Origin of the sequence: Bradyrhizobium sp. WSM3983, assembly GCF_000473045.1 — a bacterium.
Lineage (GTDB): Bacteria > Pseudomonadota > Alphaproteobacteria > Rhizobiales > Xanthobacteraceae > Bradyrhizobium.
In genome coordinates this window covers 56309-78810 of the sequence record NZ_AXAY01000036.1, presented here as the reverse complement: position 1 = coordinate 78810, position 22502 = coordinate 56309, and the positions used below count along the sequence as shown (strand labels likewise).

General features: G+C 58.0%; 16 protein-coding genes and 1 pseudogene. 11 read left to right on the top strand and 6 right to left on the bottom strand.

Annotated elements, in window-relative coordinates; translation table 11 throughout:
• On the bottom strand, positions 1-2954 hold a 2954-nt coding region (locus YUA_RS0135640), incomplete at its 3' end, for an efflux RND transporter permease subunit (protein WP_027534951.1).
• A gap of 310 nt (positions 2955-3264) precedes the next feature.
• Between YUA_RS0135640 and YUA_RS0135635 the strand changes: the two genes are divergently transcribed.
• The 6 genes and pseudogenes from YUA_RS0135635 (at position 3265) to YUA_RS0135615 (ending at position 10189) form a co-directional block, all read left to right on the top strand.
• The gene (locus YUA_RS0135635) at positions 3265-4068 is read left to right on the top strand and encodes a hypothetical protein (RefSeq protein WP_156947511.1); all 804 of its coding nucleotides are present in this window, start codon (positions 3265-3267) and stop codon (positions 4066-4068) included.
• 48 nt (positions 4069-4116) lie between these two features.
• Positions 4117-4367, top strand: a pseudogene (locus YUA_RS49215) (dTDP-4-dehydrorhamnose 3,5-epimerase family protein).
• Positions 4368-4713: 346 nt separating this feature from the next.
• Positions 4714-4920, top strand: coding sequence for a sugar nucleotide-binding protein (locus YUA_RS52860; protein ID WP_084293090.1), 207 nt, complete (start codon positions 4714-4716; stop codon positions 4918-4920).
• 218 nt (positions 4921-5138) lie between these two features.
• Positions 5139-7199, top strand: a complete 2061-nt coding sequence (locus YUA_RS0135625; RefSeq protein WP_156947509.1) for a hypothetical protein — start codon at positions 5139-5141, stop codon at positions 7197-7199.
• Positions 7200-7350: 151 nt separating this feature from the next.
• Positions 7351-8784: a hypothetical protein gene (locus YUA_RS46080; protein WP_051383564.1), complete on the top strand. Its 1434-nt coding sequence runs from the start codon at positions 7351-7353 to the stop codon at positions 8782-8784.
• Positions 8785-8803: 19 nt separating this feature from the next.
• Positions 8804-10189 carry an oligosaccharide flippase family protein gene (locus YUA_RS0135615; protein WP_035972604.1) on the top strand — a complete coding sequence of 462 codons (1386 nt, stop codon included), beginning with the start codon at positions 8804-8806 and terminating at the stop codon, positions 10187-10189.
• 24 nt (positions 10190-10213) lie between these two features.
• Here YUA_RS0135615 and YUA_RS0135610 read toward each other — a convergent pair whose 3' ends face one another.
• On the bottom strand, positions 10214-10999 hold the full coding sequence (locus tag YUA_RS0135610; protein WP_084293089.1) for an FkbM family methyltransferase: 786 nt from the start codon (positions 10997-10999) through the stop codon (positions 10214-10216).
• A 106-nt stretch (positions 11000-11105) separates the two neighbouring features.
• Between YUA_RS0135610 and YUA_RS46075 the strand changes: the two genes are divergently transcribed.
• The gene (locus tag YUA_RS46075) at positions 11106-12242 is read left to right on the top strand and encodes a glycosyltransferase family 4 protein (protein ID WP_051383562.1); all 1137 of its coding nucleotides are present in this window, start codon (positions 11106-11108) and stop codon (positions 12240-12242) included.
• A gap of 54 nt (positions 12243-12296) precedes the next feature.
• On the opposite strand, the gene YUA_RS46070 is transcribed toward YUA_RS46075, so the two are convergent.
• A complete protein-coding gene (locus YUA_RS46070; RefSeq protein ID WP_063627841.1) occupies positions 12297-12995 on the bottom strand; it encodes a glycosyltransferase family 25 protein in 699 nt (232 codons plus the stop codon).
• A 457-nt stretch (positions 12996-13452) separates the two neighbouring features.
• Between YUA_RS46070 and YUA_RS0135595 the strand changes: the two genes are divergently transcribed.
• Both YUA_RS0135595 and YUA_RS46060 read left to right on the top strand, forming a co-directional pair.
• Positions 13453-14253 (top strand): hypothetical protein, encoded by an 801-nt coding sequence (locus YUA_RS0135595; protein ID WP_027534946.1) that lies wholly within the window; start codon positions 13453-13455, stop codon positions 14251-14253.
• Between the two features lie 531 nt (positions 14254-14784).
• Positions 14785-15987 carry a glycosyltransferase gene (locus YUA_RS46060; protein ID WP_051383560.1) on the top strand — a complete coding sequence of 401 codons (1203 nt, stop codon included), beginning with the start codon at positions 14785-14787 and terminating at the stop codon, positions 15985-15987.
• Positions 15988-16566: 579 nt separating this feature from the next.
• Here the strand turns inward: YUA_RS46060 and YUA_RS0135580 are convergent.
• Complete coding sequence (locus tag YUA_RS0135580) at positions 16567-17532, bottom strand: glycosyltransferase family 2 protein (protein ID WP_027534944.1); 966 nt, start codon at positions 17530-17532, stop codon at positions 16567-16569.
• A 19-nt stretch (positions 17533-17551) separates the two neighbouring features.
• On the bottom strand, positions 17552-18607 hold the full coding sequence (locus YUA_RS0135575) for an acyltransferase (RefSeq protein WP_035972567.1): 1056 nt from the start codon (positions 18605-18607) through the stop codon (positions 17552-17554).
• A 170-nt stretch (positions 18608-18777) separates the two neighbouring features.
• Here YUA_RS0135575 and YUA_RS46055 point away from each other — a divergent pair, with 170 nt between their 5' ends.
• Both YUA_RS46055 and YUA_RS0135565 read left to right on the top strand, forming a co-directional pair.
• Positions 18778-19731 carry an NAD(P)-dependent oxidoreductase gene (locus YUA_RS46055; protein WP_051383559.1) on the top strand — a complete coding sequence of 318 codons (954 nt, stop codon included), beginning with the start codon at positions 18778-18780 and terminating at the stop codon, positions 19729-19731.
• Between the two features lie 19 nt (positions 19732-19750).
• On the top strand, positions 19751-20962 hold the full coding sequence (locus YUA_RS0135565; RefSeq protein ID WP_035972565.1) for a glycosyltransferase family 4 protein: 1212 nt from the start codon (positions 19751-19753) through the stop codon (positions 20960-20962).
• A 14-nt stretch (positions 20963-20976) separates the two neighbouring features.
• Here YUA_RS0135565 and YUA_RS0135560 read toward each other — a convergent pair whose 3' ends face one another.
• Positions 20977-22158 carry a Gfo/Idh/MocA family protein gene (locus YUA_RS0135560; RefSeq protein ID WP_198029564.1) on the bottom strand — a complete coding sequence of 394 codons (1182 nt, stop codon included), beginning with the start codon at positions 22156-22158 and terminating at the stop codon, positions 20977-20979.
• Positions 22159-22502 lie beyond the last annotated feature (344 nt).

Here is a 22502-nt window from a genome sequence, read left to right as displayed (position 1 = left end):
GTGCCCGGTCCGGTCGCGACCACCAGCGGAATGCCGGCGAACAGCGCCGCCATGGTCGTCATCAGGATCGGGCGGAAGCGCGCCTGGCAGGCCTCGAAGATGGCTTCGGCCGACGACAGGCCGCGCTGACGCTCGGCATCGAGCGCGAAGTCGACCATCATGATGCCGTTCTTCTTGACGATGCCGATCAGCAGGATGATGCCGACAAAGGCGATCACCGTCAGCGGCGTGTTGGTGATCTGCAGCGCAAGCAGCGCGCCGAGCCCAGCCGAGGGCAGCGTCGAGATGATCGTGAGCGGGTGGGCAAGGCTCTCATAGAGCACGCCAAGCACGATATACATCGCCACCAGCGCGCCGAGGATCAAGAGTGGTTGACGCCCGCTGGTCTTGGCGAAATCGCCGGCATTGCCGTCAAAACTGCCGCGGATCCCTTCGGGCATGTGCAGCTCCTCGACCGCGCGCTGGATGTTCTGGGTGGCGGCCTGGAGCTGGACGTCGGGCAACAAATTGAACGACACCGTGGTCGAGGGAAACGACTGTGAGTGATAGACCGCGAGCGCGGCGAGCCCCCGGCTCGCGTGCACCACGGCCGACAGCGGCACCTGCGAATCGTTCGCCCCGCGGACAAAGACGCGATCGAGGTTGGACGGATCGACCTGGAATTTCGGATCGATCTCCAGCACGATCATGTACTGGTTGCGCTGGGTGTAGATGATCGAGATCTGGCGCTGCGAAAACGCGTTGTTCAGCGCGTTGTCGATGTCCTGGACGCGGACGCCGAGGATCGAGGCCTTCTGGCGGTCGATTGCGAGCGTCAGCTGCAATCCGTTCGGGTCGCGGTCGCTGGAGACGTCGGTGATGCCCTCGACCGTCTCCATGCGCTTGGCCACGATCGGCGCCCATTGCTGCAGCAGGCCGAGGTCGGCGCTGGTGAGCGTATATTGGTAGTTGGAGTCGCTTTGCCGGCCGCCGGCGCGGACGTCCTGGGCGGCGAACATGAACAGGCGGATACCCGCGACCGGATAGAGCGCGCGGCGCAACCGGTCGATCACGGTTTCGGTCGAGACGTATCCGCGCTGGTCCGGCGGTTTCAGGTTGATGAACATGATGCCGCGGTTGGCGCCCTGTCCTCCGACACCTCCGCCGCTTCCGACAACCGAGCCGAGGCCGGCCACCGCCGGATCCGCGAGAACGATGTCGGCGAGCTGTTGCTGCAGGCCCAGCATCGATTGGAAGGACGTGTCGGCGGAGGCGCGCGTGGCCCCGATGACGAATCCGGAATCATCCGTCGGGAAATAGCCCTTGGGGACCTTGATGTAGAGCGTGACCGTGAGGGCGATGGTGGCGAAGAACACCAGCAGCGTCAGCAGGGGGAATTCGAGCGCCGTGCGCAGGCTGTGGGCATAGAATGCGACGATGCGCGACAGCGAGCCTTCGATCAGGCGGTCGAACCATGTCGCGGAGGCGGACGTGGTCTCCCGGATATAATGGGCGCAGATCATCGGCGTGACCGTCAGCGACACCAGGGTCGAGACCAGGATCGCGAAGGTCAGCGTCAGCGAGAACTCGCGCAAAAGCCGGCCGACGATGCCATCCATGAAGATCAGAGGCGTGAAGGCCGCAACCAGCGACAGGCTGATCGAGACCACGGTAAAGCCGATCTGCCGGGCGCCCTCCAGCGCCGCCTGCATCGGCCCCATGCCGCGCTCGAGATTGCGGTACATGTTCTCGATCATGACGATGGCGTCGTCGACCACGAAGCCGACCGAGATGGCGAGCGCCATCAGCGACAGATTGTCGATCGAGAAGCCGGCGACCCACATCCCGGCGCAGGTGCCGGCGAGCGCCAGCGGCACCGAGATGCCGGCGGCGATCGTCGGCGTGAGCCGGCGCAGGAACACGAACACGACGATCATGACGAGGAACGCGGTCGCGAGCAGCGTCCACTGCATGTCCGTCACGCTGGCGCGGATCGTGCCGGTGCGGTCGACCAGCGTGGAGATCTCGACGCCGGCGGGGATCCACTGCTTCAGCGCGGGGATCAGCGCCTTCACGCCGTCGACGGTGTCGATGACGTTGGCATCGCCCTGTTTCCTGATCTCGATCAGCACCGCGGGCTGCTTGTTGAACCAGGCGACCGAGCGCACGTTCTTCACGGAATCCTCGATCTCGGCGACGTCGGAAAGCCGCACGAAATTGCCGTGGGAGCTCTTGACCAGGACGTCGCGAAACTCCTTCGCCGAGCGCATCTGGCGGTTGAGCGACAGGGTCTCGCTCTGGCGCTCGCCGTTGAAGATGCCGACGGGACCGAGCGGATTGGCGTTGATGATTGCGGTCCGCACGGCGTCGGTTGCGATCCCCGCATTGGACAGCGCGACCGGGTTGAGCTGAATCCGCACCGCCGGCTGGTCCGCGCCCGAGACCGTGACATTGCCGACGCCCGGCACCTGCGCGATGCGCTGCAGCAGCACGGTGTCGGCGACGTCGTAGAGGGCGGCGGTCGAGAGCGTCTTCGAGGTGAGGGCGAGGACGTAGACGGGGGCGCCTGACGTATTGGCCTTGCCGAAGCGCGGCAGCGAGGGCAGGTCGCCGGGCAGGTCGGGCAGGGCGGCGTTGATGGCGGCCTGGACGTCCCTGGCGGCGCGATCGAGGCTGCGGCCGATGTCGAATTGCAGCAGGACGCTGCTCAGGCCGAGCGTGCTGGTCGAGGTGATCTGGTTGACGCCGGCGATTTCGCCGAGCCGCCGCTCGAGCGGCGCCGCCACGGTGCTGGCCATGATCGAGGGATCGGCGCCCGGGCGAAACGCGTAGACGAAGATCACGGGGAAGTCGACGTTCGGAACGGAGGCGACCGGCAGGAAGCGGTAAGCCACGATCCCGAGCAGCAGCAGCCCGACCGAGAGCAGCGTCGTGCCGACCGGCCTGCGGATGAAGGGCTGTGAGATCGACAGCATGGCTTTCCTGTCGGCTTTCTTAATCGTTCGATCCTGCAGTGCTAGCTGCATTTGTTAAGGCAAGTGGATCAAGTGTGCGCTGATGCCTCGCAGGCGCCAATTTCGGCCCTTCACTACGCGACTAACAGTGAAAGCAGGAGTTCTTCACCGTTAGTGAAGCTGCGCGTAGTAGGATCGCACGTGCTATCGTCAGGAACGCGCCGGTAGGGGGTTGCTCCGTCGCAAGCTGTTCGATCGCTTCAGCTGAGATCGGCTGCCGTCTGTTAGGATATGACCCAGATCGGGCCTTGGTTGATTTTTAGAGTTATACATGAGCTTGATCCTTAAGTTGACAAGGCATTTGGCACGAATCTGTGGTTTCCCGGCGCAGCCGAAAAGCCGAAGATCTCCTGTCGGACCGACTGGCCGGCCCAAAGTGCTCATTATCGGCATATACATGGCTCAGAAGAGTAACTATGTGGAGCACTTGGTTAAAGTGTTCGGAAGCGGGCGCTGCGTATCCATCGAGCAGCGCTGGGTCTGCGTGATGGGGGAGCCTCCAAGTGAGGAGGTTCGTCTTGTGACCGCCGAGACACTCAAGGCTCTCAAGCCAAAGTGGCAGATCATCAATGACCTAATAACACCTGACGACTTGGTGAATTTCGACTACTTTCTTTTTTCTGACGATGATGTGCTTATCGCAGATGATTTTGTGGACAGTTTTTTTGCCGAACAGCAGCAGCTGGGCTTTGCCTTGGCTCAGCCGGCTAGAACTTGGCGGAGCTTCACGGACCACGAAATCGTCAGGCGTCGACCACTCCTGCGGGCGCGCCAGACGAACTTTGTTGAGGGCGGGCCTGTGGTTTCCTTCCGACGCGATCTTCTATCGCTGGTTTATCCTTTTAGTCTCGAAAGTCCTATGGGGTGGGGATATGATTTGACGTGGCCAATCATCGCCCGAAGCAGGGAACTACCGATCGGCATAATCGATTGCGTGCCGGTCGATCATAGTTTGCGTCCGCGCGGCGCCCTCTACCGTGATCAGGAACAGCTTGCGCTGATGTCCGCCTACTTGGCGCATCGCCCACACGTTGGTCCGGGAGAAGTGCAAGCACTTATTCGAAAATTCTGGTAGGAAGCGAATCTGCAAGAAGGATCGCGCCAACCGCCGCTGGATGAGTGCGTGCTCCGGGGAGAGGTGCTGGACGTCGCGGTCGATGTCCACCTCGACAGCCCGACCTCCCGCCGACATGTCGCCGTCGAGTTGAGCGAGGAGTGTCGCGCGACTTTGCGCACGGCTTCTCGGTGTCGTCGAAAATGGCCGATTTCTTCTACAAATGTGACGATTATTACAGCCCGCAAGATGAGGTCGCGGTGCGGTGGGACGACCCGGCGATCGGGATCTGGAGGGTTGAGAAGCCCTCGTTGCTCTGAAAGGACGCGCGTTACCCCTGCTTGCTGAAGTTAGAAATTCTGTCGGACTATGGACAAGTCTGATGCGCATCCTCCTGACGGGCACGAGCGGGCAGGTCGGGGGAGCGCTGTTGCCGTCGATCGGGAACGAGGGCAGTGTGCTGGGCCGAACGCGTCCGGAGAGGTTTGGCGAGCGCTCGATGCGCTCGCGCCGGATTTGATCGTGAATCCCGCGGCCTATACGGCCGTCGATCGCGCAAAGGACGAGGTGATCTTGCGTTCCGCGTGAAACGCGGAAGCGCCAGCGATGATGGGCGAAATGGGCGGCGTGCCACGGCGTGCCTATGGTGCAGTCTAGACCGATTATCTGTTTGACGGTTCCGGCAGCGAGCCCTGGCGCGAGCCCAATCCGCTTTCGGTCTATGGCGCGAGCAAGCTCGCCGGCGACCAAGCGATCATCGCGGCAGCGCCCGCGCATCTGCCGTGGGCGCGTGCACTTGAGATTGAACTGGACGAGCGCGAAGGAGTCAGTAGAATTACGGATGCGTTGCAAAATTCGGCCGGATCGACTTAGCCACGCCGGCGGGCATGTCAGCGCAGCATGGTCGGGAGTGAATGAGGCGTTCGCAATTCGCGCAAGAATGCGCGTGGGCCTTAACCCGAACTTTACAGTCACTCTTTCGGGTTCCCGGTATCAACCATTTGGATATAAGTTGCCGCTCAGGATGTTCGACATATCCGCAGTTGCGAGTGTTTAACCCAATCAGACAGCCCATGAGCGAGCACCCAAAGATGACGACCAATATGGACCGCAGAACATTCCTCCAGGGCGTTAGCGCCGTTGCATTGACTGTCGCTGGGCGCACGACCGCCGCGGATGCCGCGCCGACGACGTTGGCGGCTAAGCCGGCTAACACCGTGTCGAGCCTCGGCGCGTTTGTTGCACCGACGTTCAACGCAGGTCGCTCTCAGGTGAACCTGAACTTCATCCAAACGGGCGGCGACTACCCATTCATCAATCTTCTGAAAACCGCTCAGAATTGGGCGCTGTCCAACAACACTGGTTGGCCCGATCCAAGCACCCTTGATAGTGACGGCTACCCCACAACTCTCCCTAACGGGGGAGTCTATACCGTTTTCTTCGTGCCTTCACAGGCCAAGCGGCCTGGAAATTACGTGATCACGTGGAGTGGTAACGGCACGATCAGCGTCGGCATGGCGAACACGTTGGTCAGCGGCAGCAAGACGAGCACCAGCGGAAGCGGTCGGTATGTTTTCTCGACCACGGAAACGCGTTTCGTGATCGGCATTTCAGCCGTCGGAAATCCGCGTATCTCGAATCTTCAGGTTTTCCACGCCAGCGACGAACCGGCACTGAGCGCCGGAGAGGTGTTTGGTGCGAAGTTCAAGGCGCGATTGAAGGAAGCGAATTTTGGCGTGATTCGCTTCCTGAACTGGCAGCTGGGCAATACGACCAACGTAACGACGTGGGCGACGAGAAAACCGGTGTCCCACGTGTTTTACGCGGGGGCCGAATTCCGGGCATCGCTCTACGCGGGCGTCACCACGAATTCGGGGAGTGACTACTCTGCGCAGCTCGCGAATTTCAAGCTTGTCGACAAAGCCACAGTAATCGTGAAATTCAACGCCAGCTGCAACGGTCCGTGTACGCTGAACGTGAGCGGTACCGGCGCCATTCCAGTTCTGAGCGAATATTCGGGCCAGCTGGCGACCTGGAATAATGCCTTTGTAGTCGGAGGCACGTGGCAAAGCTATGCAACGCTCGTCTATGATGCGACGCTGAATTCCTGGATCAAGTATGGCGGTGACGTTGCAAGAGGAAGCGTGGGCATCGACAGCGGTTGTCCGCCTGAACTAATGGTGAGATTGTGTGCGGAGGTCGGCGCGCATCCCTATTTCGTTACCCCTGCCCTCGCAATAGATCCGGCAACAGACTATATGCCTAGCCTCGCCACATATTGCCGAGCCAATGGACCATCGTGGATGATTCCTCGCTTCGAGGGTCCCAATGAACTCTGGAATAATGCCGCGAATTTCTACTCGACGGGCTACGCGAACGCGAAGGCGACCGCCTACGGATGGGGAGCGGACAATCACAATTGGTACGGAAAGGTCATGTCGGTTCTGGGGCAGGCGGTGAGCAATGCTTACGGGGGCGATCGCACCAAGTATCAAGTTCTGTGCGCTGTGCAGACCGCGCTGGGCCAGAGCACCGCTGGAACGCAGGCTTGCGATGCTCGGATTGAGTCCACCAAATTCCTCTTACAATCCAAGCCTGTCCAAGCGCCGTACACTAAAACGCCGGCGAAGAATTGGGTAACGCACGTCGCATGCGCTCAATACATCACTCCGAGCGAGTACAACACGACGCAGGAGCAGACCGACGCCGCCGCATATGCGGCGGCCGCCGGAAACTCCTCTTTGCAAGCGGACATTGCCTCGGCGTATGCCGCGACAGTTAACAGCGGCACTGGAATAGTTACCGTCGCCAATGTCGCGAAAATGTACGCAAACTGGAAAATTTGGGCATTGAAGCACGGCATCACTAAGATGTGCGGTTATGAGGGAGGGTATTCTCCCGACTTTGGTGGCGGCGCCACCACTACGGCTCTCAGATCTGCATCCAAATCGGCACCCGCGCTCGTGACTGTCACCTCGCTGAATTACGCCAACTTCATCGGTTTGACAGATGCAAATTTCGTTGCCGAGTTCCCGTCGTGCTTTGTGTTTTCGGCACTGATCCCCTCAGCCTGGTCGGTGCTGGACGATATTTACCAAACACCAAATTCACCGCAGTGGACGGCAATCGCAAGTTTCAATCGGCCGTCCTGAAATCGGCAGGCAGCAATGGCGACGACCAGCGGCAGCCGACATTAACCTCGGCTGCCGCTGGTGCTTGTGCTTGTATTCTTGTAGTTCCTATAAGGTCGACTTCGGCCCTATTCCTCCATCCGGGCTGATCGAGGTCATCTAAGGGAACACAATGGCCGAAGCGGCTGCGGGAAATTGGCTGGCCTATCTCGCCATACTGGCGTGGCCTTTGGTGGCCGTCGCTTTGTATTCAACGAGGCCATTTGCCGAGGCGTCTGCTTGGACGGTTCTAGGCGCAATGCTGCTCTTGCCCTCCTACGTGTCGATCAAATTCGCAATGATCCCTGCGATCGACAAGACGTCCATGGCGACCATCTCGTTATTAATCGGCTCCGCCCTATGTCCTCCGCGCGCAAAGCAGCTTTCCGCGTCCAGCAAATTGATCAGCTGTCTTGCAGGGATCTACGTTCTTGCTCCCGTCGCGACCTCATTGCTGAACAACGATCTCGTGACAGTGGGCCCACGGGTCATTCCCGGCGTCGGTTACTACGACGGAATTTCAGCGTTGCTGAGCCAGTCAATCCTCTTCCTGCCATTCCTTTTCGGGCGACGATTTTTGACGCGCGCCAGCGATTTGGAGAGTCTATTGAGAGTCCTAGTGCTGTCGGCCCTGATCTATTCGTTGCCCATGCTTTTTGAGATCAAGTTCAGTCCTCAATTGTCGATGTGGATCTACGGAACGTTCTCCGCTGCGACATCCGTTGAGATGAGGTATGGCGGATTTCGTCCGGTTGTCTTTATGGTCAATGGCCTGGCTGCAGCCTTCTTCTTATCCACAGCGATTCTGGCGGCTGCAGCGTTCTGGCGAGCTCGAGCCAAAGTAGCCGGACTGCCGCCGGTAGGCATATTTTCATTTCTCGGGCTGTTGCTTGTGTTCTGCAAATCGGCCGGAGCTCTCGTATATGCGGTTATTTTCGGGACGCTCATTCGCTGGTTCGGCCCAAAGTTGCAGATGCGAGTGGCTGTTGTCCTGGCGATTCTTGCGATCAGCTACCCCGTACTCAGAATGAGCAATCTTGTTCCCACGGAGCAACTGCTTGAACTATCGGCGACGTTTAACAAAGAGCGCGCATCCTCTCTGGGCGTTCGTTTCAACCAAGAGCAGCAATTGCTGGCGCATGCGGCGGACCGATTTTGGTTTGGTTGGGGACGATACGGACGAAGCCGAGTCTACGATGAGTATGGCCAGGATATAAGCATTACAGATGGGCAATGGATTGTGACATTTGGCCAATTTGGCTTTGTAGGATTTGTAGCTCAGTTTGGCCTGCTCACATTGCCGATATTTTTCGCTGCAAGAACCCTTAAGTTTGTTCGGTCTCAGCGAGAGGCGATTTTCTTGGGCTGTCTAACTCTCATTGTTGCACTTACGGCGATCGAGCAAATTCCAAACGCTTCAATCAGTTCATGGAGTTGGTTGATCGCTGGAGCGTTGGTAGGAAGGTCCTTCGCCATACGCGTCGAATCCGCAAGCGCCAGGAGAGCAGTTCCTCGCCGATTGGATTCGGTTGCGAAGGTTCGCCATCCGGCTCTACCATCTGTTTGAAGCGTGGAAGGTTGCCTTCATGTCGATGTCACCGTCTTCGGTAGCCGGCTTCAACTTGAAGCAGAAGGTGTTTAGTGCCGGAGCCTGGAGTCTTGCTAGCTACTTCTTCAACTACGCGTTTCGTCTAGGCAGTAATTTGTTGATGACGCGGCTGCTGCTTCCGGAGACGTTCGGAATCATGGCCGTTGCCATGGTTGTCATTACCGGTCTGGTATTGTTTTCGGATGTCGGACTTAGACCGAACGTTGTTCGAAATGAACGTGGCGACGACAGGTCGTTCCTGAACACTGCGTGGGTCATTCAGATTGTTCGTGGGTTCATTCTATCGTTGGGAGCGATAATAATCGCTTTCATCATTGCGATTGCCAACAAGGTCGGGCTGGTCCCCGCGGGTAGCGTGTATGCCGATCCCGCCCTACCTTACGTTGTCTGCGGGCTCTCGCTCTTTCCTTTGATTGGGGGCTTCGAGTCGACAAAGTCGCTGCAAGCGTATCGCAGTCTCCAGTTGGCGAAACTCACGAGAATGGACATTGCGGCGCAGGTATTGAGCTTTCTGGTCACGGCCAGCTGGGCAATAACCTATCCATCCATTTGGGCGTTGATAGCGGGCACTGTAGCCGGTGTCGCAGTGCGCGCGGCTTTGAGCCACGTTTGGCTTTCCGGGCACTCCAATCGCTTCCAGTGGGAGCGCAGCGCATTCGTCGAGATTATCCATTTCGGAAGATGGATATTCTTGTCGACGATCCTGTTTTTCGTCGCGAGCAATGGAGATCGATTGATGCTGGGGGCCATGATCCATCCGGCCTCTTTGGGTGCTTACTCCATTGCGTTTCTGATATTCACATCGGTCGATCAGATCTTGAGCAAGGTGATCGTCGATGTATCGTTTCCAGCCTTAAGCGAACTTATTCGAGAAAGCCGTCCCCGCTTTCAGAAGGCTTATTATCGATTTCACTTCGCGATCGCCTCGTTCTCGTATTTCGCCGCCGGGAGCCTCTTGGTTTCAGGAAGCTCGATTATTGCGGTCCTGTACGATCGGCGGTACCAGCAGGCGGGTTGGATGTTGGAGTTGTTGGCGGTAGCCCTAATGGTCCAGCCCTATCGGCTTGCTACGCAGACGTTCCTGGCGCTAGGGTTGGAAAAGATTTACTTCCAACTACATGCCACGCGCATTTGCGTGTTGTTCTTGGCGCTGCCCATTGGATTTTATGTTGCCGGATTGGAGGGGGCGGTGTGCGGTGTGGTCTTGTCCTACTTCGCAAGCCTACCTCAAATCTGGAAGCATGCCAGATCTTCGGGCCTGTTAGACCTTAAAAAAGAACTGTTGCCGCTCCCGGCGTTACTTGTCGGAATCGGATGCGGAGAGCTGTTCAAATTGGCTGTCGGTGCCTTTCTGGCGCACTGAGCGGTGATGTCAAGATTCGTGAATCTACGCGTGAAATTGCTTGTCGTGCAGGAGTGGAGATTCTGGCCGCACGAATAGAATGTCGATTTGATTGGTCGCGCGATCGAGAGGTCTGCGGTGAATTTCCATGATGTCATAGGCGACGAAGCCGATCCCACGCATGAACTGAACCACCTCATCTAGCAACGGCGCTCCTTCGTTGATCTCGATGATCGCGACCTCAAGCAAGATGGCGCCGAGTCGATCCAATAGCCGGGTTGCTCCCCTCAAGACTTCGAGTTCGTAGCCCTGCGTGTCGATCTTAAGAAATCCGGGTGCCTCAATCATCGGAAGAAGCGAATCCAGTCTCTTCAATTGACGGGTCTCGCTTGTTCGATCCAATGGGCTCCGCTCATTGTATACTGATGAGCCTGTGCTCATTACGTTGAACACGACAGCCGCGTCATCCTGAGCGCCGAGGAGATCGCCGAATACGGTCGCGTCGATGGCGCGAGCCACGCCGGCGAGCTTGTCTTGCTTTGATCGATTGGGTTCGACCATATAGATCTGGCTGGCTGGCCATATGGCGCGCGCCATCCTGCTCCAATCGCCTTCGAAGGCGCCAACGTCTACGACCGTTTTGGGAGTCATTCCACGCTTGGCTACGGCGGCCAGGCCCAATTCCATGCTGGGCGCGTGGTTAACCTCGTAGGCAAAGCGATCAAATTCCGACGGCGCCAGATGGAATGAAAGATGGAAGAGGGAGCGCTTCAATCGTTCCGGCAAAGTCTTGTTCAGCATGGAAATGACGGCGCGTTTAACTTTGTTCATTGATAGGTCCAGGTACTAAGAAACAAGGGACATATTAGTCGTGGCAATCATCGAAGGAAACCAGTATTCGCTAGGCCGTTGAGCTGAAGCTGGATAGGTCTCTAGCGTGGATATCACATTTATTTTGCCGGAAGCCAATATGAGCGGGGGGACGAGGGTCGCCGCCATTTACGCTCGTGAATTGATGCTGCGTGGTCATAAAGTCCAAGTGATTGCGCCGCCTCAATGGCGAATGTCCTTCCGTAACAAGATTAAGGATTGGCTGCGAGGCCGAGGCTGGAAGGCAGAGAGCACCAGGCTGAATGAATCTTACCTGGATCATTCCGGTGTCAATCTAAGGATCATGAAAGAGCGGCGCCCCATAGCCGATCGGGATGTCCCGGATGGCGACGTCGTTATTGCGACGTGGTGGGAGACCGCTGAATGGGTTAATGCATTGAGCCCAAGCAAGGGCGCGAAAGTCTACTTCATTCAGCACCATGAGGTGTTTTCTTACATTGCCGTGGAGCGCAGCCGCGCGACATATCGGCTAGCCTTCCATAAAATCGTCATCGCGAACTGGCTCAAGCGAGTGATGGAGGACGTGTATCAGGATGCGAATGTCGATCTCGTTCCCAACAGCGTTGATCGGCAGCAATTCTTTGCTCCTCGTCGAACCAAGCAGCCCATTCCGACCGTCGGCCTTCTCTATGCGACAGCCGAATTCAAAGGGCTCGATGTCGCGCTCGACGCCGTCAGGCGTGTGCGTCAGCGATTGTCGCAGACGCGACTAATCTGCTTTGGCACGCAATCTCCAACGCAAGATTTGCCGCTGATCGAGGGCGCGGAATTTTACCCGTCGCCGCCGCAGGACGAGATCAGACAGATCTACAGTCGATGCGATGTTTGGATCACGGCGAGCAGGAGTGAGGGCTTCAATCTTCCGGCGATGGAGGCGATGGCCTGCCGTACCCCGGTTGTTTCAACGCGAGCTGGCTGGCCTGAAGAGGCAGTTCGGTCCGGCTGGAACGGGTGGCTCGCAAATGTGGACGATGTTGACGAATTGGCGCACGGCCTCGAGTGGGTTTTAACGCGCAGCAACGAGGAGTGGGAAAGCCTGTCAGACAATGCACTGGCGACTGTGGCCGCCACCTCTTGGCAGATCAGTGCCGACCTATTCGAGCAGTCGCTTCGGCGAGCATGTGAGAGAGCAGCTCGGGGCGAAATAGCAGGAGGGGGCGGGCGCCAAACATTCCTTCTTTAGGAGCGCACTAGTAGCCTCCCGTAGACGCTATCCGTGCGAAGCGCACGCTTCTCCTCAGCTACCTTTAAGTTCGCTCAACCGGGCCTTGGCGTGTCGTCCCATTCTGACGAGTGGCTGAAGGATTGATATCTTATCGAACAATCTTTGATTGCCGATGTCTGTCCGTGATGGTCGCTGGAATCCCAGACTTGGTGCGTAGCAAAACGTGACCAATTCCGGATGTTTCGCGCGGATTGTCGAATAGGCTCCATCGACATGCATCGGCCCTCCTTCAGGCGAGCCAGGCGGCCGTGCAAGTATGGCTTCCAGTTCCGCGCAGATCGGGCCTAGTGCTGTTCCGCTGAAAAGCATGAAGTGCGTACATCGAATGGGGGTCGCGGATTTGATCGGCGTAAGGCCATCGCCCGTCAAGTCGAGAGTATGCGCAGGATAAAAGATGGACCAGGATTCTTGTTCAAGCAGCTGTTCGTAGGCTTTGTTCCAAAGATCAGGGAAGCGCTTGCTGAAGCTCAAATCATCTTCCATGATCATGAGACGGCTAATCCCATCGTCGCGCGCCTGCTGAAGAATGCCCAGGTGGCTCATAAAACATCCGCGCGCTCCAATTGACTCGAACCCGCCTGCATCGATTGGGCGCACTGCAGGGAAGAAATCAGCTTGCCAGCCAACGCGCGCTAGCTGGCGCGTCATTTCGGCCCGACGATCCCGGCGCGTTTCAAGATTGATCACAACTTTTCTGATGGTCGAAGTCACGAACTTCTCCAAATATCAAGCCTTTAATCTACCGGAAAGCCAAGCCGAACGCGAGTTCGGATTTGACGAGCAATGGTTAGAAATAATTTTGCCGCGCAGTCGCTCCAACTTAAGTTTAATACCTTTTGCCTGCGAGGCATGGAGCTATTGCAAGCGAAGGCAGAGGAGGCGGCTAGTTTGCCTACGGCCATCCTAAGATACCCGCTAGGCGGCGACGCGACACCGACCTTCGTCAGGCAAGACGCTGTCTTCTCGCTTGCCGTGAACCCAGACTTTGTATTCGATATGCTGCAGCTGGCGCGAGAGCCTATCAGAAACGAACCGGTGGGCCGAAGCGCAGCGAGATCACGATGCCATGCTGGAATGACTCGCCATGATAGAATATTAATCGCATAGGATGCTGGCAAACCCAGTAACCCGGTCGATTTTTCGGAATTTCCTTGTTAATGGATAGAAAATGGCACTTGAGCGGTTGAATTCTCTTTGGGTAGGCGAGCGTCTTGGATACCTTGAGCAACTGTGTTTCGTATCTGCCCTTGGTCAGGGGCATGAAGTGGTCCTCTATTCCTACACCCCGGAATCGCTACAAGGTGTCCCGGATGGTGTTGAGATCCGCGACGCGCGCGAGATAATGTCTGAGCAAAGACTTGTAAGATATTCGGACACAGGTTCCTTTGCTCTCGGCGCGAATTTCTTTCGCTATCGCCTTCTTGAAAAGGGCCTTGGCTACTGGGTGGATGCCGATGTCTATTTTATCAAGCCACTGGATTTCTCAGAGAAATTTGTGTTGGGCTGGGAGGACGAATCCAAGATAAACAGTGCCATTCTGTTGCTGCCATCAGATTCAAAAATCGTGCAAGACCTCTGCAACTTGCCAAGCGACAATGTTCGTCCAGCGTGGTTTGGTCCCAAGAGGAGCTTGCTGTACTACATTGCCCGCACGACGAGGAAGAAGGGCATGCGTGTGCAGGATCTGCCGTGGGGAACGTACGGTCCAGAAATGCTCACGTATCTCGCGAAGAAGCACAAGATCGCCGAACTCGCAAAGAAGCCTAGCGTATTCTATCCAGTCGGTTGGCCAGAAGCGCGCCGCTTGTATGGGCCGGCCGAGCAGATTGAAGCAATGATAAGGCCTGATACGTGCGTTGTGCACCTGTACAACGGCGCTCTTTTTGGGTTGCGCGATAAGAAGCCGCCGCAAGGCTCCTACATCGAGTTGGCTTGCAAGAAATACGGCATAGAAACACCGCGGCATTGATCTCCGCTCGCAATCCGGCAAGGACCTCGCGCCGTAAATTCTTTCCGGCGAGCCTAAGATACTCTTTCGATGATCGGTTTGGTTCTTTGAGCGCGCGCCAATGCGCTCGACGTCGGCCTGTAAGGGTACCAGGCGGGAGAGGCAGCAGTGCGGTCCATTCAACCAAACAACCAAATGAATGGCGGGCGACTTCTCACATTGTCCGAGGAAGCGGGCGCGAGCTTGCTCGCGAGTAGCAGATGCACGGGTCGGCAGCTTGAATACGTGCGTGGTCATTGACTGAGCCTCATTGCTGCATGTCATGTGCAGCACGTGCGGCGAGCAATACGAGCGCATCACCCTTGAGCGGTAACGCGCTTTTCCAACATTTCCGATATTTCTAATTTTGTTTGCGGAAGAGCGGCGGCGAGACGGCGATGCATTTCTAACCAGGCCGCCATTTAGGGGCTAGGCGAGAGCGGGCAACGTGAGATAGCGTTGCCCCATGCTTACCGGAGAATCCACCCCTCCGGTTAGAATTGGAATTGCGAAATGAGTAGTATATTTTTGGTTTTGCAGGTGCCCGTGACTGGCGCACCCGATAACCTGCAAATCGAGTCTCAAGCGCACAACGGGCTGCGTCTCTGGCTTCAGCATTTTGAAAATGTGGTTGCCGCATGTCCCTACGCTCTAGAAAGCGTAGAACCAACGCTTCCGGTTTCCACAATCCCAGGGGGCGATCGGCTGAGAATCATAGGCCTAGATCAGGCTTGGCAGCCTCACCATTTTTTCAAAAAAATGCCTGCCGTCTCCAAAATCCTAGCCGACGAGATCGATAAAGCCGATTACCTCCAATTCGGAATTGGCGGCCTATGGGGGGATTGGGGCTCCGTTGCAGCATGGATTTCTAACAAGAAAGGGCGCCCCTTTTCCGTCTGGACGGACCACGTCGAGTCTGACGTACATTTCAAGCGCGCGCAGGGAAAGCGAGTCCTGCCGAGGCTCTATACGAAAGCCACGGCCGCGGCGATGATCCCCTACGAAAGAGCCGTCATCGCTCGCTCAGCGCTTGGGCTTTTCCACGGAGCGGATTGTTACAACGCTTACGCCAGATTTTGCCGCAATCCCCACTTGGTTCACGACATACACATAGGCGCAGATCAGCACATAACCGACGAACAGCTTTCATCAAGATTGAACGGCAGGGCGGGCGGGCCGCTCCGCGTTGTCTATGCGGGAAGGGCGGCGCCGGAAAAGGGGGCCCTGGATTGGGTTAAGGCCATAGCTCACGCCAACAGCAACGGCGCTCGCATAGTAGGTACATGGTATGGAGCTGGGATTGATTTGCCGGCAGCCAAAGAGCTGGCCGATAGCTTGTCGCTTCCGATATCCTTCCCCGGATCGATACTACATGAGCAGCTGCTCCAGGAAATGAAGCGGTTTGACATATTTGTTTTTTGCCACAAGACGCTTGAATCGCCTCGCTGCTTGATTGAGGCCTTGGCGTGCGGGCTTCCGATCGTCGGCTACGATAGTCCCTATCCTAACGACCTTACAAAGAAGCACGGCGGATCGGTATTAGTGCAGAAGGGCAACATAGCCGATCTAGGCGAGGCAATCGCGAGATTTAGCCGCTCGGATATCCTGCCTAAACTATCGTTTCTTGCAAAGCAATCTGCTGCCGATTTAACCGACGAGGCGGTATTTGCCCATAGGTCCAGATTGATCAAGCTGCTCTCGACTCAATCACGATAGCCAGGAAGCCATATGGCAACAGCGGCACGGCTTGTAGCTGCATCCGGCCGCGTTGCCATTCCACGCACGGATAGATTTCCATAGCGTGATCGGATTGTTAATCGACGACGTCGGCGCGATGGTTCCGGTGATCGAGTTGCTGGTCATCGTGCCCCCGAACGAAATCGGACAGACATCGTTGGCGCCGGCCGGGAGCGAGCCGGTCTGTGAGCAAGCACCGGTGATGGTAGCTCCAGAAATGCCTCTTCGGACCGGGAGGCGGAGCGCCGGCGATCCCAGCGATTATTCGCGCGGGGTGATGCGGCCGCTCGGCTGTGTTGGAGACAGTAAGTCGTGATGATCTCAAAGGTATGGGGCTTCGGGCACTCGAGGTGGCTAGGAGCAGAACCCATCGATCCATGCATCAGGAACGAAGCCATCTCATCGCGAGCCACGCAGCTGGAATCGTTGTCCAGCAGCACGAGCGTTAGGCTCCCGACCGACCGCAATGCCAATGCCTTGCAGGAGACGGTCGCCCGCGGGCCGCACCACCGTTGCGATGCGTCGTGGCCGGTGCACTGTGGGGGCCCATTGCGATAACTAACTCTTGTATTCGATCAGTTCCGTCTTGCGCCGTCGCAGCCGCGACAGGCCAAACCATACCACCCCCTCCGCCTCAGGAAAGCGCGCCAGCACGTTGAACAGAGCGAGGGCCGCACGGTCAGGGTGGCTCGAGCGCAGCCACAGCCGCAGCACCTGGAGTGGGTAGATCATCCAGGCCAGCAGGCCGAGCGGCCAGAGCACGATCGAGGCGGCAAGGCACGCTAGCGGCAGCAGCAGGCCCCAGGCCACAGCCCGGACGGTTTCCTTAACCCAATGCCCGTGCTGTCGGCCGTGCGTCCAGGCGCCCTCGGCGAAGGCGTGCCCCCCACGCACCATGCGCCGCCACCATTGGCCGAATCGCGTCATTGCCGCGTCATGAACGGTCATTGCGGCGGGGAGGCGCTGGATCTGCCAGCCGGTCGCCCGCAGGCGCACGCAGAGCTCCGGCTCCTCGCCGGCGATCAGGTCGCCGCGATATCCGCCGGCGGCCGCCAGCGCCTCCGCCCGCACCATGACGTCGCCGCCGAAGGACAGCGCGGGGCCGAGCGGTACGTCCCATTCGATGTCGCACAGGCGGTTGTAGATCGACCTGTCGCGAAAGCGTTCGCGGCGCCGGCCGAACACGGCGCAGACCTCCGGACGGGCCTCAAGGAATGACTGCGCCAGGCCCGGCCAGGCGGCGTCCAGTTCGCAATCGCCGTCGATGAACTGCACGAAGAGGATGTTGGGGGCGCGCTCACGCAACAGGCCGAACCCCGCATTGCGTGCCCGGGCCGCCGTGAACGGTTGATCCGGGGCGAGCACGTGAACCGCAAGACCGCGGTCGCGCACCCAGTCTGGCGAGCCGTCGGTCGAGCCGGAATCGACATACACGACCGGCGCGCCTGACGGCAGCGAGAGGATGCAGGCCTTCAGCCGCTCGCCCTCATTCCGTCCGATTACCACATAGCCCGTCGTTTGCATCGCCAGCCCCGGAGCTCCTTCAGGATCGGCCGTAAAAATAGGCGCCGACGAAGCCGATCGCGATCAGCGAGAAGCCGAGCGCGGCAAGCAGCCGGCCGCGCTGCTCGGTGAAATAACGATGCCGGTTCGCCATCACCCGACGATCCACAAGCGCATAAAGCAGGGCCGCGACCGCAACCGCGAGAATGATCGCAATGATGCTGCCTGTGATCGTCCCACGCAGGCCGATGCGCCCGAGCAGCGCGTTCGCGGCGAAAATTCCAATCCAGTGATTGAGATAGAGCGGATAAGAGATCGCCCCGACCCACTGTCCAAACGGAGTGGACACGCCATATTGTGCGCAGGCGAGAACGATGAAAATGGCGGCAAACGGCGCCACGACGTCATAAGGCAGCCATGCCGAGGCCGTCACAGCGAACGTTGCAACAGCCAGCACCAGCACGACCGCGCGGGCGATCCTGCCGCTCTGCCAATCGCCCCAGGTCAGTCGCGAGATCGCGCACAGTACGCCGAGCGAGATCGCGCCGAAATAGAGCGAATATCGGCTCGCCAGCACGCCGGCCGCGATCGGCACCCATAGCCAGATCGATCGGCCGATGCTGCCGCCCAGGACGAGCAGAAGCGGCGAGACCAGATAAAATTGTTCCTCGGCGCAAATGCTCCACAAATGGTTGCCGGTGCCTTCGAGCGGCATCTGGCTCCCGAATCCGGCAAGCTGCGGCGGGCCGAAGAAATTGTAGGTGAAGGTGAGGTCGTAGAAGAAGATCTCGACCCATTTCCGCGTGATGGGTTCCTTCATCAGGCTGACGACGACGAGCAGGAAGATCGTCAGGAAGTAGGGTATCCAGATGCGCGCGGCACGGTTGAAGTAGAACCGCGCCAGGTCCTTAAGGGAGGAGTTGAGCAGGATGGCGCCGATCAGCCATCCGCTCATCGCAAAGAACACCTGGACGGCGAAATTGCCCGACTGGTCCCACCCGTGGATGCCGGCATGGCCCGCAGCCACGGCGAGGGCGAGAATGATGCGCAGATAGTCGAAGGCGGGATAATATTTAAGTTCGGAGGCCGTGGCCATAGTCAGAAAATTCCGGAAAGAACTGTAATGGCAACGCTATATACGCTGCGAACCGCCTTGTGCGAGCATTTACCGTCTCGGGCGAATATTGGCACGTATTAATGTAAATTCCCCCTATGATGCGGCCACTGCGTTCCCTGGGGCGCAGGCCATGGGCGACGTGTGACAATATGAATATTCTGGTGACCGGCGCGGGCGGTTTTCTTGGTCAAAGTGTGGTCGCGACCCTCCTCTCCCGCAACCACCACATCCGCGCTGTAGTTCGTTCGACCCCTGCGCCCTCCAAATGGCCTGGGACGATCGAGATTTGCCGCTGTGACCTCGCCAAGGATGACCTGACAGCTGTTCTAGCGGGAGTGGACGCGGTCATTCATCTCGCGGGGCATTCCTCCGCGGTCGACCGGCTCGATGCGGCGGTTCTGGGCACCGCGCGGCTATGCGAAGCGATCTCCGCGAGTCAGGTGAAGCGAGTTTGCCATGTCAGCAGCCTCGCGGTTTACGACTGGAGCGGCGCCGACAATATTCTGGACGAGCAATGCCCCCTCGCAGAGATCGCGACGGCTCCTACCGACTATGCAAGGTCGAAGTTGCGACAGGAAGAACTCGTCAGAGGTCTGGATGGATCCAAGCTCGTCGTGACGATCGTTCGTCCTGGTTTTATCTGGGGCCGTACTCGCCTTTGGGTAGACGGAGTAGGGCGCCGGTTGCCGCGTGCCTATCTACTCGTTGCGCCGGACGCTTCGGTGCCACTGACACACGTCGACAATTGCGCCGATGCAGTCGTCAGCGCGGCGCTCGAAGGCGAGGGTACATTCAATATCGTCGATGGACCCTCGGTCAGTCGCAGGCAGTATCTGCAAGCCTACGTCGCTGGTTCTGGCGCATCCGGGATCGTGATCCCGATCTCATACCAAACCGGTTTGAGCTTGGTGACTTCTTTGCGGAAGGTCTTCAGACGGGTATTCAACGTCAAACGGCTTCCGTCGCTGCTAGATCCCATCCGCTTTGAAGGTCAATTCAAACCGATCGTCGTTTCTGCCGACAAAATTCATCATGAACTCGGCTGGACCCCGCCGCTGGGTTTTGCATCAGCAGCCAATCGTTCCTTCGCCGGCCGTCTCTGACCGATTGTTGATCAATAGAATGCACGCTTCAGTCGTCTACATCCTACATCGTTTCCCGCGCGTCACTGATACCTTTATCTTTCGGGAGATCAGGGCACTTCAAAAGCAAGGCTTGCCAGTCAAGGTGGTGTCTGTCTGGCATCCAAAGAGCAGCGAGACCTTGCCTCAGGTTCTCAAGGATTGGGAGGACGATGTTTCGTTCTTGCTGCCAGCTAATGCCGTGAGCGCCGTGCGTGACATTCTCACGTTGGTTGGTCTGCACCCGATACGCTTTGTTGATACGCTTCTCTTGGCGTTGCGAACCACGCGGCCCGGGCTGAAGGGGGTATTGTTCCAGTTGTTCTATCTTATGGAGGCGCTTCTCGCGGCCTCTCGACTTCGCGGTCAACGCGGAATTCAGCTTCACAACCACTTCGGCGATCAGAGCGGGACAGTAACGATGCTTGCCGCGAGATTTTGCCGGTTGCCTTACAGCATTTCGTTCCATGGTCCGCACATCTTCTTCGACCCCCTGGGACAACGAATCAAGGACAAGGCACGCAGTGCAGCCTTCAATCGATGTATCAGCTTCTACTGCCGCAGTCAGATCATGCTGTTCATGGACAACTATGAGGCGGCGCGTTGTCCCATCGTTCATTGCGGCGTTAATAGCGGTGCATACTCGTATCGAGATCCTGGGCCGGGCGTATCGAGGATCCTCTCGGTCGCGCGGCTCGCCCCCGAGAAGGGTTTTAGATATTTGCTTGAGGCTTTCAGCGCTGCTGCGAGAAATAACCCAGCTGTTCAATTGCGGCTCGCAGGTGACGGCCCGATGCGGTTCGAGCTTCAGGAGCAGGCGCGCCTGCTCGGTATCGCCGAGCGCGTCGTGTTTTTGGGAAGCGCAACCGAAGCAGAAATACGAAACGAGCTGGCAGCCGCAGACATCTTCGTGCTCCCGAGCCTTGCTGAGGGCCTTCCAGTCTCTCTGATGGAAGCAATGTCCGTCGGCGTTCCTGTAATTGCGACAAATGTCGCGGCGGTTGGCGAACTGATCGACGATGGTCACAGCGGCAGGCTGGTCCCACCAACCGACGCCGGCTCGCTCGAACGTGCACTGTTAGAGCTAACGCACGATCACGAGAAGCGCATCGCCTTTGCACGAGCCGGACGCATTAAGATTGAAGCCGAGTTTGAGCTTGAGCGCGAAACTCTGAAGCTCGCCGAAGAATTCGAGAAGGTTGTTGCGGCCTAAGGAGTTAGCAAACTTCACGACGTACGGGCCCAGTCCATAGGTTCGATCGGAGGGCAGCGCGTGCTCATCTCATGAACACCATCGCCTTGCTGAATTGCGAGAGTTGCCTCGGTAAGATGTAAGGCAAATTTCGATGACAGTCGATTGGCACGTGATTCGGCAATTGCGGACAAAACTTCCGCTGGGCCGAGAGCAAAATTCATCGAGGCCGCGCCCCAACGCCCAACCTTCGGGTGGGTGGGTTGTTTGAGCCGAATGCGAGTGGCGATTGGGCTTGTGATCAGTTTTCGTCTTAACGCGTAGCGCCGGCGCAGCTTGACCGGCGAATTGTTGTCCCAGCTCCGTGCGATCTCGAGAGTTCCGTTTTCGCCAAAGATACGCAGCCGATGGTCGTGGGAAGCAATAATGCTGCAGGTTAGCCGCGCCACGGTTCCTGATTCAAAATAGAGGGTCGCGCAGGAGAAGTCAGGCGCGGCGCGCGGCGCATTTCCGATCGGCTTCTCGGGGATCAAATCCCCGGTCGCGGAGATCACGCGCGTGATGCTCCCGAACATCGCTATCAACCATGTGAGATAATAGCCTGCGTGTTCCAAAGTGCAACCGACCGCAAATTCATCTTGGTAGGGCCAGGGCGCGCCAGATTCCGAACGCCATTTGGTGTAAGGAGCCCGCGGGATGAAATCGTCGTCGAGCTCGGCATAGACCAGATACGGGGTTCCAATTTTTCCAGTTCTCACCGCTTGCCACGCCGTCTGCGCAGCTTCGCCAAGCAGAGAGCAGGGGGCGCTTGCAAGTTCGAGCGAATGTTTGGCTGCCAGCTCGCACAGCTCGCGCGCATCGGCAACACTGAGGGCGAGAGGCTTTTCCGAGTAGACGTGCTTGCCAGCGTCGAGACAGGCCTTGCTCACAGTGAAATGGGACGCTGGGTTGGTCAGGTTCAACACCAGCGCGACCGACTGATCGGAAAGCAATTGCTCGAGGTCTTGCGCCGGCCTTATGTTCCAATAGCCGCAAAACCTCGCCCGATTGGCTGGATTAATGTCGTAAGCGCTGACCACCTCGATTTCCGGAAAGGAGGCGAGGGAACGCATGTAGAGATCAGCAACAAATCCGGTCCCTACGATCGCAACACGCCCCTTGGTCATGTCGAACCGTCGCTCGATGAAAGTCTGGCCGTGCGCCTGTTTGGGGGCCAAGAGGTTACCACCGAGTTTGCCCGGACTTCCGAGTGTGCGGGTATCACGACTGCTCCGAAAATCTTTGCCCCCGCTCCCACATCGACATGCCCCTCGAGCACGGGAATGCCGCCGCCCCGTCGTGTGCCAAGCGTGACCTGCTGGAAGAGAAGGCAATTAACGCCGATCTGTGCCTGGGGGTGGATTACGATCCCATTTGGATGCGGTATTGCAAGGCCGCCTCCGATTCGGCAGTTGATGGGGATCTCCGCACCTGTCACTACGCTCCAAAAACGATACTCGAGAACGTATAGCTTGCGGCGCAGCACCGCGGGAAGCCCGGTGCGAGCCGCACAGCGCTGGTA

Bases quoted from the DNA above. Each gene is read 5' to 3' on its own strand.
- YUA_RS0135635 (WP_156947511.1), top strand. From the start codon at position 3,265: ATGAGCTTGATCCTTAAGTTGACAAGGCATTTGGCACGAATCTGTGGT.
- YUA_RS0135625 (WP_156947509.1), top strand. From the start codon at position 5,139: ATGACGACCAATATGGACCGCAGAACATTCCTCCAGGGCGTTAGCGCC.
- YUA_RS46080 (WP_051383564.1), top strand. From the start codon at position 7,351: ATGGCCGAAGCGGCTGCGGGAAATTGGCTGGCCTATCTCGCCATACTG.
- YUA_RS0135615 (WP_035972604.1), top strand. From the start codon at position 8,804: ATGTCGATGTCACCGTCTTCGGTAGCCGGCTTCAACTTGAAGCAGAAG.
- YUA_RS0135610 (WP_084293089.1), bottom strand. From the start codon at position 10,999: ATGAACAAAGTTAAACGCGCCGTCATTTCCATGCTGAACAAGACTTTG.
- YUA_RS0135595 (WP_027534946.1), top strand. From the start codon at position 13,453: ATGGCACTTGAGCGGTTGAATTCTCTTTGGGTAGGCGAGCGTCTTGGA.
- YUA_RS46060 (WP_051383560.1), top strand. From the start codon at position 14,785: ATGAGTAGTATATTTTTGGTTTTGCAGGTGCCCGTGACTGGCGCACCC.
- YUA_RS0135580 (WP_027534944.1), bottom strand. From the start codon at position 17,532: ATGCAAACGACGGGCTATGTGGTAATCGGACGGAATGAGGGCGAGCGG.
- YUA_RS0135575 (WP_035972567.1), bottom strand. From the start codon at position 18,607: ATGGCCACGGCCTCCGAACTTAAATATTATCCCGCCTTCGACTATCTG.
- YUA_RS46055 (WP_051383559.1), top strand. From the start codon at position 18,778: ATGAATATTCTGGTGACCGGCGCGGGCGGTTTTCTTGGTCAAAGTGTG.
- YUA_RS0135565 (WP_035972565.1), top strand. From the start codon at position 19,751: ATGCACGCTTCAGTCGTCTACATCCTACATCGTTTCCCGCGCGTCACT.